Annotated in this window: 11 protein-coding genes; 7 read left to right on the top strand and 4 right to left on the bottom strand. The window is 68.1% G+C overall.

Annotation, left to right across the window (positions count from 1 at the left end; translation table 11 throughout):
- The 3 genes from AC0KVN_RS08655 to AC0KVN_RS08665 are packed head-to-tail and all read left to right on the top strand — an operon-like array spanning position 1 to position 2,520.
- A complete protein-coding gene (locus AC0KVN_RS08655; protein ID WP_435566686.1) occupies positions 1 to 429 on the top strand; it encodes a DoxX family protein in 429 nt (142 codons plus the stop codon).
- On the top strand, positions 422 to 1,798 hold the full coding sequence (locus AC0KVN_RS08660; protein WP_435566687.1) for an alginate export family protein: 1,377 nt from the start codon (positions 422 to 424) through the stop codon (positions 1,796 to 1,798). Before AC0KVN_RS08655 ends, AC0KVN_RS08660 begins: the two co-directional genes overlap by 8 nt.
- Positions 1,799 to 1,818: 20 nt before the next feature.
- Positions 1,819 to 2,520 (top strand): YoaK family protein, encoded by a 702-nt coding sequence (locus tag AC0KVN_RS08665; protein ID WP_483656067.1) that lies wholly within the window; start codon positions 1,819 to 1,821, stop codon positions 2,518 to 2,520.
- A 3-nt stretch (positions 2,521 to 2,523) separates the two neighbouring features.
- On the opposite strand, the gene AC0KVN_RS08670 is transcribed toward AC0KVN_RS08665, so the two are convergent.
- Positions 2,524 to 3,099, bottom strand: coding sequence for a TMEM175 family protein (locus tag AC0KVN_RS08670; protein ID WP_017499794.1), 576 nt, complete (start codon positions 3,097 to 3,099; stop codon positions 2,524 to 2,526).
- Positions 3,096 to 3,677 (bottom strand): helix-turn-helix domain-containing protein, encoded by a 582-nt coding sequence (locus AC0KVN_RS08675; protein ID WP_435566689.1) that lies wholly within the window; start codon positions 3,675 to 3,677, stop codon positions 3,096 to 3,098. The genes AC0KVN_RS08670 and AC0KVN_RS08675 overlap by 4 nt, the downstream gene beginning before the upstream one ends.
- Positions 3,678 to 3,752: 75 nt before the next feature.
- Here AC0KVN_RS08675 and AC0KVN_RS08680 point away from each other — a divergent pair, with 75 nt between their 5' ends.
- Positions 3,753 to 6,752, top strand: a complete 3,000-nt coding sequence (locus tag AC0KVN_RS08680) for a ligand-binding sensor domain-containing protein (protein ID WP_435566690.1) — start codon at positions 3,753 to 3,755, stop codon at positions 6,750 to 6,752.
- A gap of 3 nt (positions 6,753 to 6,755) precedes the next feature.
- On the opposite strand, the gene AC0KVN_RS08685 is transcribed toward AC0KVN_RS08680, so the two are convergent.
- Complete coding sequence (locus AC0KVN_RS08685; protein ID WP_435566691.1) at positions 6,756 to 7,919, bottom strand: MFS transporter; 1,164 nt, start codon at positions 7,917 to 7,919, stop codon at positions 6,756 to 6,758.
- Positions 7,920 to 7,932: 13 nt separating this feature from the next.
- A complete protein-coding gene (locus AC0KVN_RS08690) occupies positions 7,933 to 8,967 on the bottom strand; it encodes an aldo/keto reductase (protein ID WP_435566903.1) in 1,035 nt (344 codons plus the stop codon).
- 88 nt (positions 8,968 to 9,055) lie between these two features.
- On the opposite strand from AC0KVN_RS08690, the gene AC0KVN_RS08695 reads away from it, so the two are divergent.
- The 3 genes from AC0KVN_RS08695 (at position 9,056) to AC0KVN_RS08705 (ending at position 14,349) form a co-directional block, all read left to right on the top strand.
- The gene (locus AC0KVN_RS08695) at positions 9,056 to 9,979 is read left to right on the top strand and encodes a LysR family transcriptional regulator (protein ID WP_435566692.1); all 924 of its coding nucleotides are present in this window, start codon (positions 9,056 to 9,058) and stop codon (positions 9,977 to 9,979) included.
- A 168-nt stretch (positions 9,980 to 10,147) separates the two neighbouring features.
- Complete coding sequence (locus AC0KVN_RS08700) at positions 10,148 to 12,685, top strand: TonB-dependent receptor (RefSeq protein ID WP_435566693.1); 2,538 nt, start codon at positions 10,148 to 10,150, stop codon at positions 12,683 to 12,685.
- 11 nt (positions 12,686 to 12,696) lie between these two features.
- A complete protein-coding gene (locus AC0KVN_RS08705; protein WP_435566694.1) occupies positions 12,697 to 14,349 on the top strand; it encodes an alkaline phosphatase D family protein in 1,653 nt (550 codons plus the stop codon).
- Positions 14,350 to 14,461: the final 112 nt, after the last annotated feature.

Here is a 14,461-nt window from a genome sequence, read left to right on the forward strand (position 1 = left end):
ATGCGCGCCGACCGCGATCCCCGCTTCGTTGATGCGATCCTCGACTGGAAGCCGACCTGGTTCATCGCCCGGCTGCTGCTGGTCGGCGCCTATCTGCTGGGCGGCATCGTCAAGCTGACGGACTGGCCGGCGGCGGTTGCCGAGCAGGCGCATTTCGGCATGACCCCGCCGGCTCTCTGGGCGACGCTCACCATCGCGATCGAACTGATCGGGCCGATCCTGATCCTGACCGGCCGCATGGCCTGGCTGGGCGCGGGGATGCTGGGCGTCTTCACCCTGCTGGCCGCCTTCACCGCCAACGCCTTCTGGACGATGCCGATGGAGCAGGAGCGGTTCATGGCCACCAATGCCTTTTTCGAGCATCTGGGCCTGATCGGCGGCTTCATCCTGGCGGCGCTGGTCGCCGAACAGGCGCAGCGCCGTGTGTAAAAAATCAGTCTGCCTTGCCCTCTCGCTCTGCGCTTGCCCGCCGCTGGCCGCGCAGACGCGGGAGGCCTGGCAGGCGCCGACCCTGTCGATCACCCGCTATGACGAGGATTGGTCGGATCTGGCGGACGCGCAAAAGCGCGGCCATCACTGGACGGGGCAGTTCAAATATATCCCGCTGGGCGACGATGTCTGGCTGTCCACCGGCGTCGAGCTGCGGCTGCGCAACGAAAATTATGCCGACAATCTCTGGGGCGGGGCCGATGCGCCCGACGACAGCTATTTATGGGCACGCGCCATGCCCTATGCCGACCTGCATGTCGGCGCGCCGGACCGGCTCCATGCCCGTGCCTTTGTCCAGCCGATCATCAGCCATGCGGTCGGCGTTGCGCCCTCGGCCAGCCCGATCGACCAGAGCCGGCTCGACCTGCTCCAGGGCTTTGCCGAAGTCGGCGCCGGCCCCGTCACCCTGCGCGCCGGGCGCCAGATGGTTTCGCTCGGCACCGAAAGGCTGGTCGGCACCCGCTATGGTCCCAACACCCCGCTGGCCTTCGACGGCGTGCGCGGCAGCCTGTCCCTTGGCGAGGGCCGCGCGCTCGACCTGTTCCTGCTCAACCCGGTCCAGCCCGGCCCCGCCAGTTTCGACGATCGCACGTCCGACACCCGCAGGCTGTGGGGCGCCTATGCGACGCTGCCGGAGCTCGACCTCTATTATCTGGGCTATCGCAACCGCGCCGCGCGCTTCGGCGGGCTGACGGGGCGGGAGGAGCGCCACAGCCTAGGCCTTCGTTCGCATGGCGCGCGGGGCGACTGGCACTGGAATGTCGAGGGCGTCTATCAGTTCGGCCATTATGACCGGCAGCGCATCGCCGCCTGGACGATCGGCACCGAAGTCGGCCGCACCCTGCCCCACCTGCCGCTGTCGCCCGACGCCACCTTGCGCTTCAACATCGTGAGCGGCGATCGTGACAGCGAAGATGACAGGCTGGGCACGTTCAACGCGCTCTTCCCCAAGGGCAAATATTTCGGCGAACTCTCGCCCGTCGGACCGACCAACATCGTCAGCCTCAATCCCCGGATCAGCGCGCCGCTGGGCGACGGCTTTTCCGCCAGCGTCGCCGGCATGGCCTATTGGCGTTACGCCCGCCATGACGGCGTCTACGACATTCCCGGCAACCTGGTCCGTGGCCCCGGCGACAGCCGCGCCCGCTTCATCGGCAAGGAGGTGGAGGCGACGCTGGCCTGGCAGGCGACGGCGGAGCTGGAACTGTCAACTTCGCTGTCCTTCTTCGCACCGGGCGCCTTCATCCGTGAGACCGGCCCGGCCCAGACCATCGCCATGACCGGCCTTGAGGCCAATTTCCGTTTCTAGATCCTGTGAGGAGCATCATCATGCCGCCAGCGTCCCAAAGCGCATCCCCCCTGCCCGGCCTGCTGTTGCTGCTGTCGGCGACGACCGGCCTGGTCGACGCGGTCAGCGTGCTGGGCCTGGGCAAGGTGTTCACCGCCAACATGACCGGCAATGTCGTGTTCCTGGGCTTCGCCGCGGCGCAGACGCCGGGCTTCAGGGTGGCGCCCTATCTGGTCGCGCTGCTGACCTTCTTCATCGGCGCGCTGATCGCCGGCCGGGTCGGCCAGGGCTTGGGCAAACGCCCGCTGCGCCACTGGCTGACGGTCGCCGCGCTGATCGAGGCGGCATTGCTGTGGATCGCGGCGATCGTCGCGCTGAATTTCCATGTGCCCACGCTCCAGCCCGCCGCCGACCTGTTCGCGATCATCAGCCTGACCGCGATCGCGATGGGCTTTCGCAACGCCACCATCCGGCAGTTGAAGGTGCCCGACCTCACCACCACCGTGCTGACCCTGACCGTCACCGGCATTGCAGCGGATTCCAGCCTGGCGGGCGGCGCCAATCCCAATCTCGCCCGGCGGATCGCGGCGATCGTCGCCATCTTCGCGGGCGCGGCGGCCGGCGCGCTGATGGTGGTGCATATGGGGCTGGCGCTGCCGCTGCTGGTGTCGGGCGCGATCGTGCTGGTCGGCACCCTGCTGTGCGTCCGCCACCCGGCGGCCGCCCTGCCCCACGGGGGCTGAAGATCAGGGCAGCGCGACCCGCGCGAACCGCCGGTCGGGCACGAACCAAAGCGCGACGACCAACACATAGAGCGCGACCGCCAGCCAGCGGCTGACGAAGCTCAGGGGAATGGCCGCGCCATAGATGGCCAGCGTTCCCCAGCCCTTCCAGTCCATACCGAGCGCGCGGGCGAGCCTGGAGCCTGCGCCATTGCAGGCGATGATCGCCCGTTCGGTCAGGAAATAGCCGATCGCCGCCGCGCCCAGCACCATGCCATAGGCCGCCGTCGCTCCGGTCGACCAGGCGCTCTCGTCCAGCCAGCGGATGACGAACGGGACCAGGCTGAGCCAGAAGAGCAGGAAGAGATTGGCCCACAGCACCCGCCCGTCGATGCGCGGGTTTAGCTGGAACAGATGATGGTGATTGTTCCAGTAGAGGCCGACATTCACGAAGCTGAGCAGATAGGCGATCAGCAACGGCAGGCATTGCGCGAGATCGGCGAGCGATCCCCCGCGCGGCACCTTCAGTTCCAGCACCATGATGGTGATGATGATCGCGATCACCCCGTCGGTGAACGCCTCCAGCCTTTTGCTGTTCATGCCTGTGCCGCCAATGGCGATCCCTGCCAGGTCCGGCGCCAGGACAGCGGCGTGGTGCCGACCAGCCGCTTGAACAGCCGGGTCAGGTGCGCCTGGTCGGTCAGGCCGCAGGCGCTGGCGATGTCCGACAGGCTGTGGCCGGTTTCCAGCATCAGCCGCTGTGCCCGGCGGATGCGCTGGCGGATGACATAGGCATGCGGCGTTTCGCCCATGCTGACCTTGAACGCGCGGCAGAAATGACCGGGGCTGAGGCTCGCCACCAGCGCCAGTTCCTCCGTCACCAGCGTGCGGCCCAGCCGCGTCTCGACATAGGCGGTCACCTTGCGCAATTGCCAGCCAGCCAGACCGCCGGTCGGCGGCGGGCAATGGCTGTCGGGACGTCGGGCCAGCATGGCGGCGCCGTCGTCCGCGTCCGTGCCCTGCCGCAGCAGGTCGCGCAGTTGATCGAGGCACAGGTCCGCCCGGTTGGGGTCGCGATGCAGCAGCATCTGCGCCCGCGTCAGCAGGTCCAGAAGCGGCGCGGCGTCGAGCCGATGCGGCAGGTTGGGGCGCGTGCTGAGACTGGCGATATCCGACATGGCGGGAATGATGCGGCGGCGTCACGATTTCCCAAAGCCCGGATGGAGGGGGCGAGCGTCCCTCTAACGGGGGGCTTGTATCGCATCGGCCCGCAGCGCTACGGCTGTCGGTTCCTCCCGCCCCAAGGCCCCCATGTCGCGACCGAGCAGAAGATCATGAAGCGCCGGGCGATCATCACGGCGATCGCGGCCATGCTGCTGGCCCAGCCGGGGCAGGCGCTGGACCCGAGCCAGTCGATCGGCCAGTTGCGCCACAGCCGCTGGACGCTGAAGGACGGAGCGCCGGGCAATGTCCGTGCGCTGGCGCAGGGCAAGGACGGCTATCTGTGGCTGGGATCTTCGACCGGCCTCTACCGCTTTGACGGCATCCGGTTCGAGCGCATGCTGGCCGATCGCGACGACCCGCGCCGATCCTTGCAGGTCACCGCCCTGCTGGCGGCGCGCAATGGCGACATCTGGGTCGGCCATGATTTCGGCGGCATCGCCCTCTATCGCGACGGCCATCTGCGCGATGCCAATCCCTGGCCGGCGCAGGGCGGCGTCGCCGACATCGTGGAGGCGCGCGACGGATCGATCTGGGTCGCGGCCGAAGCGCGCGGCAAGATGCTGCTGTCGCGTTACCAGCATGGCCGCTGGCGCCGCTATGGCGCGCAGCAGGGCGTGACCGACGGCATGATGGGGCCGATGCTGGCCGCGTCGGACGGCAGCCTCTACCTCGCCTTGCCGCCGCACCTGCTGCGGCTGGCGCCCGGTGCCGCGCACTTCACCCCGCTGGCAATGCAGGTCGCCCCCTTTGCCGCGCTGGACGAGGACAAGGCGGGCCGGATCTGGCTGGCGGACGACAGCGGCATCCGGCCGATTTCCGGCGGGCAGGCCGCGGCCCGGCTCGATCCCGTCAACACCCCCTATGTCACCCGCCATATCCATGTCGATCGCCAGGGCACGGCCTGGATCACCGGTCAGAATGGCGGCCTGGCGCGGCTTCCTGCGGGCGGCGACAAGGTCGAGGTCGCGGCCGGGCACATGCCGCTGTCGCTCGCCGCACTGGAGGACCGGGAAGGCAATATCTGGGTCGGCACCGAGACCGGGGTGGAGCGCTATGCCGCCGCCAGCCTGATCGGCGCGGGCGAGGAGGCGCTGGTGACCGGCTTCGTCGCGCCGGCCCGATCGGCCCATATCTTCTATGCCGGTATCGCCGGCGTCTATCGCGTCGGGCCGGGCCAGCGCCAGCCCCGGCTGATCTTCCCGCGCGCCGACATTGGCGTGCTGTGCGGCGACGATCGGCAATTACTGGCGATCAGCCTGGATGGCGCCTTCCTGCTCGACCTGGACGATCGCGGCGATGTCCGCCGCACGACGCTGGTCGAAGGGCCGCTGTCGGTCAGTTGCGCACGCGACGATCGCGGGCAGTTCTGGACCGGGATGGACCGGCTCTACCGGCTGGACGGCGGGCGGCTGGTGCCGGCGAGCGGCGCGGCGGGGCAGCCGGGCGGCACCATCACCCTGTTGCGCGCCGATGGGCATGGCGGCCTGATCGCCGGGCGCAGCCGGCGCGGGCTGCTGCGCATTCGCGATGGCGAGCAGATGGCGCTGCTGCCCGCCGGGACCAGCCCGATCGGATCGATCCTGACCCTGCGGGCCGATGGCGACCAGTGGCTGATCGGCGGGATGAAGGGGCTGGCGCGCCTGAAGGGCGGCCGGTTGCAGTCCTTGGGCGAACGCACCCATCCCTATCTGGCCGGGATTACCGGCATCGCCCGCACCGCCGATGGCTGGACCTGGATCAACGGCGCAACCGGTATCGTGCGGATGCGCAGCGATGCGCTGGACAAGGGCCTTGCCCAGCCCGATCGCCCCATCCCCTATCAGCGGGTCGGCCAGGAAGGCGATTACCGGGCGCGGTCCAACCTGTTCGAGGCAAACGACATCGCCCTCGATCGCGACGGCCAGCTCTGGTTCGCCACCGATCAGGGCCTGGCCTGGACCGATCCTGCCCGGCTGGCTCGCAACGCAGTTCCGCCGCCTGTGGCGATCCGGTCGCTGCGGGTCGATGGCAAGGCCTATCCGCTGGCCGCGGGCCGCATCGCCCTGCCCGCCCATAGCGGCCGGGTGCAGATCGACTATAGCGCCCTCAGCCTGACCGATGCGGCGCAGAACCGTTTCCGCTATCGGCTGGAGGGCAGCGGCACCGGCTGGTTCGATGCCGGGACGGAGCGGCAGGCGCTCTATACCAATCTGGCGCCCGGCCAATATCGCTTCCATGTGATCGCGGCGAACAATGACGGGGTATGGAACACGCAGGGCGCGGCGCTCGCGTTCGAGATCGCCCCAGCCTTCTACCAGACGCGCTGGTTCCGCATCCTGTGCATCAGCCTGATCCTGCTGGCCGGCTGGCTGCTCTACCGCCGGCGCCTGCATGTCGTGACCGAACGGGCACGCAGCCGGGTCGAGGCGCAGTTGACCGAGCGCGAACGGATCGCACGGGAACTGCACGACACGCTGTTGCAAGGGTTCCAGGGGCTGATGCTGCGCTTCCAGGCGGTGGTCGAGTTGCTGCCGCGCGGCGAACGCGCCCGCACCGAGTTGGAAGGCGCGCTCGACCGGGCCGAGGATGTGCTGGTCGACAGTCGCGAGCGGGTCCATTCGCTGCGACAGGCATTGCAGCCGGTGGCGATGGCGGTCCGTCTGCGCGCGCTGTTGGACGAGATGGTCGGCGACCGGCTGGACTGGCGCGTCGAGGAGGCCGGCACCGTGCGGCTGGTCTGCGCCCCGGTCGCCGACGAGATGATGCGGATCGCGCGCGAGGCGATCAGCAACAGCCTGCGCCATGCGGCCGCGCGGACCATCATCGTCGAGTTGCATCATGGCACCGACCGGCTGTCGCTGGCGATCATCGACGATGGCATCGGCCTGTCCGCAGCGGTGCTGGCGGCCGGATCGCGCGAAGGCCATTATGGCATGGTCGGCATGCGCGAACGGGCGCAACGGATGGATGGCGCGGTGGAGATCATCTCCACCACCAGGACCGGCACGACCATCCGCGTGACCGTGCCGGCCCGTGTCGCCTATCTGTGAGCGTCAGGCGGTGGCGGCACGCGGCGCGCCGCTGCGGCGGCTGAGCAGCAGCGCAATCAGCCCAAGGCTGGACGCAGCGGCCCCGGCGATCGTGACGAACGGCAGGCTGAGGCCGGCGGCAATCACCGCGCCGCCCAGGGCTGCGCCGATCGCATTGCCCAGGTTGAAGGCGCCGATGTTCATCGAGGACGCCAGATTGGGCGCATCGGCCGCGGCGCTCATCACCCTCACCTGCAGCGGCGGCACCAGCGCGAAGCTGGCAATGCCCCACAGAAAGATCAGCACCGCCGTCGGCCCGGCAAAGGGCATGGCAAAGGCGAAGGCGATGAGGATCGCCGTCAGCGCAGCGAGCGTCACGATCAGCGTCCTGTCCACCGACCGGTCGGCAAAGCGCCCGCCCAGCCAGTTGCCGATGGTGAGGCCCACGCCATAGAGGACCAGCATCGCCGTCACGAAGCCGATCGAGCCATGGGTCTGATCGCGCAGGATCGGCGTGATATAGGTGAAGACGGTGAACATCGCGCTGGCGCCGACCACGGTAAGGCCGAGCGCGGCGAGCACCGGCCCGCGCATCAGCACCCGCAGTTCGGAGCGCGCGTCGCCCTCGGTCGGGGCCGGCATGTCGGGCAGGGTCAGGCGCAATGCCGCGATGGTGAGGACGCCCAGCGCCGCAATGCCCCAGAAGGCCGCACGCCATCCCATGACTTCCCCCGCCCAGGTTGCCAGCGGCACGCCGACGACATTGGCAATGGTCAGCCCCATGAACATGGCGGCGACCGCGCCCGCCTGCCGCTGGGGCGGGACCAGGCTGGCGGCGACGATCGATCCGACGCCGAAGAAGGCGCCATGGTTGAGCGAGGTGATGATGCGCGCGAACAGCAGCATCGCATAGCTTGTGGAGAGCGCCGCGATCAGATTGCCGATGGTGAAGATGGCGGCGAGGCCGATCAGCAGGGTGCGGCGCGGCAAGCGGCCGGTGGTCAGCGTCATCAGCGGCGCGCCCAGCATCACACCGATCGCATAGGCGCTGATGAGCAGGCCGGCGGCGGGGATGGAGACGCCAAGGTCGGTGGCGATGACGGGCAACAGGCCCATCGGCGCAAATTCGGTGACGCCGATGCCGAAGGCGCCGGCCGCCAGCGCGAGCAGCGGTGGATTGATCTTCATGATGCTCCTCCCGTCAGACAAGCGGCGGGTTCAGCCGGGCGAAACCGGCCTGTTGATGGTAGGGGGCGTGGGGATAGGCCGGCATCTGGTAGCTGGCCCGGTCGAGCCGGGCGACCTGATCGGCGGTCAGCGACCAGCCGACCGCACCCAGATTCTGGCGCAACTGCTCCTCGTTACGGGCGCCGATGATGACCGACGACACGGTCGGCCGCTGCAACAGCCAGTTGAGCGCGACCTGCGGCACCGTCTTGCCGGTTTCCGCCGCAATCTCGTCCAGCGCGTCGACCACGCGGTAGAGATGCTCCTCCTCCACCGGCGGCGCGAAGGCAGCGGTCTGGTGCAGGCGGCTGCCCTCCGGGATCGGGCTGCTGCGCCTGATCTTGCCGGTCAGGCGGCCCCAGCCGAGCGGGCTCCACACCAGTGCGCCCACGCCCTGGTCGGCGGCGAGCGGCATCAGGTCGGCCTCATAGGCGCGACCGATCAGCGAATAATAGGCCTGGTGTGCGACGAAGCGCGGCCAGCCATGGCGATCCGCCACGTCCAGCGCCTTCATCAACTGCCAGCCGGGATAGTTGGACACGCCGACATGGCGCAGCTTGCCGGCACGGACCAACTGGTCGAGCGTCGCCAGCAATTCCTCGACCGGGGTCGACGCGTCGAAGGCGTGAAGTTGCAGCAGGTCGATATGATCGGTGCCAAGGCGCCGGAGCGCGGCTTCCACGGCGCCGATCAGCCGGTCGCGCGATACGCCCCAGTCATTATGGCCATCGCCGGTCGGCAGGCCGAGCTTGGTCGAGATCAGAAGCTGATCGCGCCGTCCCCTGATCGCCGCGCCCAGCACCTCTTCCGATGCGCCGTTCGAATAGACGTCGGCAGTGTCGAACAGGGTTATGCCGGCGTCGAGGCAGATGTCGAGCAGCCGGCGCGCCTCCTGCGCGTCGCTGTTGCCCCAGGCGCCAAACAGGGGCCCTGAGCCGCCGAAGGTGCCGGTGCCGAAACTGAGCGCCGGCACGCGCAGGCCCGACGCCCCCAATTGCCGATATTCCATCATCATCCCTTTCCATTCCGTGATGGACGCATAAATGGAAGGCAGGACTCCCCGCGTTTAGAGGGCCGCAAGGCGAAGGATCTTTGCAATGGATGAAAAGATACCCTTTCATGCCGATCGGGCGCGGGCGCTGGAAACCTTTGCGACCGTGGTGGCCGAGGGCAGTTTTTCGGCCGCGGGGCGATTGCTGGGCCTCACCCCCTCCGCCGTCAGCCGCGCGGTCGACCGGATCGAGGATCGGCTGGGGGTGCGGCTATTGCTGCGCTCCACCCGCGCGCTGACGATGACGGCGGAGGGGCAGGCATACCTGGCCAGCGCGCGCCGCATCCTGGCCGATCTGGACGAGGCGGAACAGACGATCGCCGATCGCGGCGCGCCGCGCGGACGCTTGCGGGTCAGCGCCGCCCACTCCCATGGCCGGCTGTGCATCGTGCCGCTGCTCGGCGAATTTGCGCAGCTCTATCCGCATATATTGGTCGACATCAGCCTGAGCGACCGGCTGGTCGATATCGCCGGCGGGCAAGCGGATGTCGCGATCCGCTTCGGGCCGCTGGCCGATAGTCCGCTGACCGCCCGCAAGCTGGGCGAGAATGGCCGTGTCATCGTCGCCTCGCCCGCCTATCTCGCCCGCCATGGCACGCCGGTCGTGCCGGAGGATCTGCACGACCATAACTGCCTGAACTTCAATTTTCGCCGCGCCGAACCGGTCTGGCCCTTCCGCAAGGACGGGCGCGACTATGCGCTGAGCGTGCGCGGCACGATCGAGGCGAATAATGGCGAAACGCTGGGGCAGCTGGCGGCCGATGGCGTCGGCATCACGCGGGTCGGCCGGTTCAGCGTCCAGCCGGAACTGGCATCGGGCGACCTGGTGCCGTTACTGGAAGACTATAATCCCGGCGATATCGAGACGATCCATGCCGTGTTCCTGGGCGGCACCAATGTGCCGGCACGGCTGCGCGTGTTCGTGGACTTCCTGGCGGAACGGCTAACGCGACCTGCATCGGCGGTCTGAGCCGGGCGACGCCTATATATCCCCGCGGCGGACCAGTTGCCGGCTGATCCGGGTCGGTGCCAGATGGCGGCAGAGCGCATCCAGTGCCGCCGTCATATAAGCTGCGCATCACTGTCATGCGCGCTTCATACTCCCCTCCTACCCGAGCGCCGAAAGGGGAGAAATATCATGCACTTCCGTTCTCTTGCTCTGGCCGCCATCAGCCTGCCCGTTTTCGCTACGGCAACCGCCCATGCCGAAACGCCCGATGCCGCGTCGGCCGATTCGATCATCGTCACCGCACAGCTGCGCGAACAGGACCCGATCGACGTGCCGATGGCGCTGAGCGTCGTCGGCAATGAACAGATGGACCGTATGGGCCTTTATGAGTTCGATGCGCTGTCGCGCTTCGTGCCCGGTTTCGACGTCCAGAACCAGTCGCCCAACAATCCCGGCTTCGTGATGCGCGGCATCACGTCGGATAGCGGCACCGCCAGCAACGAACCGCGCGTGTCACTCTATCAGGACGGCGTTTCCATCTCCAAGTCGCGCGGCTCCTATGTCGAGCTGTTCGATATTGAGCGGGTCGAGATCGCCAAGGGGCCGCAATCGACCCTCTATGGTCGCGGTGCGCTGATCGGCGCGGTCAACATCATCCAGAACAAGGCGCAGCTCGACAATGTCGAAGCAGCGGGCCGGGTCTCCTATGGCAATTATAATAGCTGGCTGACCGAGGGCATGGTCAATGCGCCGATCGGCGAAGGCATGGCGATCCGCCTGGCCGGCCGCATCCGCAAGCGCGACGGCTATACCGAAAACCTGCTGGGCGGCGCCGACTTCAACTCCGCCGACACCAAGGCGGTGCGCGGCAGCTTCCATGGCGAGAAGGGCGATTTGAGCTTCGACCTGATCGGCAATTATCAGAAGGACACGCCAAGCGGCACCGGCTTCAAGTCGATCGCCTATAACCCGACCGATCCGGCCACCGGCGTGGTGATCGGCGATCGCGGCCGCAACAGCGGCGCCGCGCTGGCAGCGGCCGATGGCTTCGAGGGTGGCAAGGGCCTAGGCCTTGATCGCCAGGTCTGGGGCGTCACCGGCATCGCCAGGCTGAAGCTCAACGACCAGTTCAACCTCACGTCCACCACCGCCTTCCGCCGCTTCGACGCGCTGGAAATCTTCGACGCGGACGGCATTTCCCTGCCGATGCTGACCGCGGCGGAAGATGCGCGCGGTCGCCAGTTCAGCCAGGAATTCCGCCTGACCTATGACAGCGGCCCGATCACGGCATTCCTGGGCGGCAGCTATTTCTGGGAAAATGGCACGCAGCGCGTTCCCACCCAGTTTGACGAGCGCGCGACCCTCGCCCGGCTGGCCGGCGCGCTGAACGGCGGCGGTGCCATCCCCGGCCGCGCCGCGAGTGATCCGGTGCCGGCCGCCCTGCTCGCCAGCCCCGCCTTCACCGGCGCGCTGCTGCAGGGTGTCGCCAGCGCCTATGGCGTCGCGCTGTCGAGCGCGCAGGCCCAGGCGATCGCCGCCAACCTCAAGTCCAATCATCTCGAAAGCACCACCAATGGCGCGCGCACCCGCGCCTTCGACCTGTTCGGCGACGTGACCCTGCGCCTGTCCGACCAGTTCGAGCTCGGCGGCGGTCTGCGCTACACCCATGACGACAAGCTCAGCACCTATATGTCGTCGGTCGACAATGGCCGGTCGATCCTGGGCGGGCTGATCGGCGCGCTGAGCCAGCCGGCGGCGGTGCGCACCGCGCTGCTGCAGGCGCTGGCCGTGCCCGGCGCGGCGAACATTCCGACCTCGGCCGCCTATCCGGTGCCGATGTTCGGCCTCGGCGCCCAGCCGACCGCCGGCAATGGCGGGGTCGACAGCGACACGCTCAGCAATGGCGGCTTTTCCTGGCGCCTGACCGCCCGCTACAAGCCGGGCACCGACACCAGCCTCTATGCCACCTATGCCCGTGGCCGTCGTCCGCAAGTGCTGGCCGCCAGTGCGCCGTCCGCGCCGATGGGCGCCACCCGCTTTTCCGTGCTGGACTCCGAAACGGTCGACAGTTTCGAACTGGGCGCCAAGACCGCGCTGATGAACCGCACCCTGTTCATCGACGGCGCGGCCTTCTTCTACCAATATGATAATTTCCAGACCACGGTGCAGCAGGGCACGCAGTTCGTCCTGACCAATGCCGGCAAGGCCGAAAGCTATGGTTTCGAGGGCCAACTGCGCTGGGTGCCGAGCGACGTGCTGACCCTGTTCGCGACCTACGCCTATAACCACAGCCGCTTCAAGACGGGCGTGCGCGACGGCAACCACTTCCGCCTGTCGCCCGACCATAGCGCGTCCTTCGGTGCGCAGGCGTCCCTGCCCGCCGGCCCCGGCCGCATCGTCTTCACGCCCAGCGTCACCTGGCAGTCGAAGGCCTATTTCGACGATGACAATGACCGCCCGGACCTGCAGCAGCCGCCCGCCGCTCTGGTCGCCGACAATATCCAGGACGAATGGCAGGGCAGCTATGCGCTGGTCAATGCGCGGCTTGGCTATGAAGCGCCCGGTGGCGCCTGGCGGATCGAGGGCTTCATCGAGAACGCCTTCGACAAGAAATATATCATGGATGCGGGCAATACCGGCGACAGCCTGGGCATGCCGACCTTCATCGGCGGGGCACCGCGCTTCTATGGCGTGTCGGCCAGCTTCCGCTTTGGCGGTGCGCAATGAGCGCGGACCGCATGAAGCTTGACCGTCGCGCGGCGCTGGGCCTGATCGGCTCGGGCGCCGCCCTCCCCGGCATCGGCATGGCGGCGACACAAGCCGCCGCCAGCTTCGTCCATGGCGTAGCCAGCGGCGACCCGACCGAGCGCGGCGCGATCCTGTGGACCCGCGTCACCCCGGTCGACCCGGCGCAGCAGGCGGCGATCCCCCTGCGCTGGCATGTCGCCGAAAGCGCCGGCGGCAAGCCGGTCGAAAGCGGCGCGGCGCAGGCCCGCCCCGCCCGCGACTTCACGGTCAAGGTCGAGCCGCGCAGCCTCAAGGCCGGCCATGACTATCATTACTGGTTCGAACTGGCGGACGGCGCGCCATCGCCGGTCGGCCGCTTTCGCACGCTGGCCAGGGGCGCGGTGGCCGATGCCGTGCTGGCGGTGGTCTCCTGCCAGCTCTACCCCGGCGGCTTCTTCACCGCCTATGACTCGATCGCCGCGCTCGACCGGATCGATGCGGTCGTGCATCTGGGCGACTATATCTATGAATATGGCGCCGACGGCTATGGCGCGGAGATCGGCCAGAAGATCGGGCGCGGGCTGGAACCCGCGCATGAGATCGTGACGCTGGCCGACTATCGCACCCGTCATGCCCATTACAAGGGCGACAGGAGCCTGCAGGCGGCCCATGCCCGCGCCGCCTTCATCTGCGTCTGGGACGATCATGAAACCGCCAATGACAGCTGGATCGGCGGCGCGGAGAATCACCATCCCGCGACCGAGGGTGACTGGGCCAAGCGCAAGGCCGCCGCGATGCAGGCCTATTTCGAATGGATGCCGATCCGCGATCCGCAGGGCAATGATCCCTGGGAAGCGATCAACCGCCGTTTCGACTTTGGCGATCTCGCCACCCTGCTGATGGTCGAGACGCGCCTGCTCGCCCGCAGCGAACAGGCCGGCTTCAAGGGCGAAACGCCCAGTCGATCGGAAGTCGCGGCGGTGCTGGCCGAACGCAACCGGCCGGACCGCGAGATGCTGGGCGAGCCGCAGCGCGCCTGGCTGGAGAAGGAACTGGCCGCGTCGGTCAAGGCCGGCACGCCCTGGCAGATATTGGGCAATCAGGTGGTGATGGCACGGGTCAACGGCCCGGACCTTGCCAAGCTGTTCGGCGCGGAAAAGGCCGCGGCGATGGTTGCGACGCTGGAACCGTCGGTGCGGGCGCAGGTGGAACTGGCGCAAGCGGGCTATCGCGCCGGCCTACCCTTCAACCTCGATGCCTGGGACGGTTATCCCGCCGCGCGCGAGCGGCTCTACCAGAGCATCCGCCGGGCCGGCGCCCATCCGCTGGTGCTGGCCGGGGACAGCCATGCCTTCTGGGCCAATCAACTGGCCGACGCACAGGGCAATGCCATCGGCGTGGAATTTGGCACGTCATCGATCAGCAGCCCGTCGATCGGCGACATGCTGCCGAAAATGCCGATCGGCGATCTGCTGCAACAGGCAAGCTCGGAGGTCGCCTTCTGCGACCAGCGCGCCAAGGGCTATATCCTGCTGACGCTGACACGGGAAAAGGCGACCGGCGACTATATCGCCATGTCGACCATCTATGCCCCCAAGGCAGAGGCCCGCACGCTCAAGCGAGTCTCGCTGCCAGCGGGCGCCACCCGGTTCGACGCGACCTGAAAGCGCCGAGGGGCTGCGGATGCCCTGCCCGCAGCCCCCGATCTCGCGAGACTTACCGCTCCCTGATGACGAGCGATTTACCCGCATATTTCGCCGGATTGACGTTCGGCAA

This window comes from Sphingobium sp. SG1, from assembly GCF_057063145.1.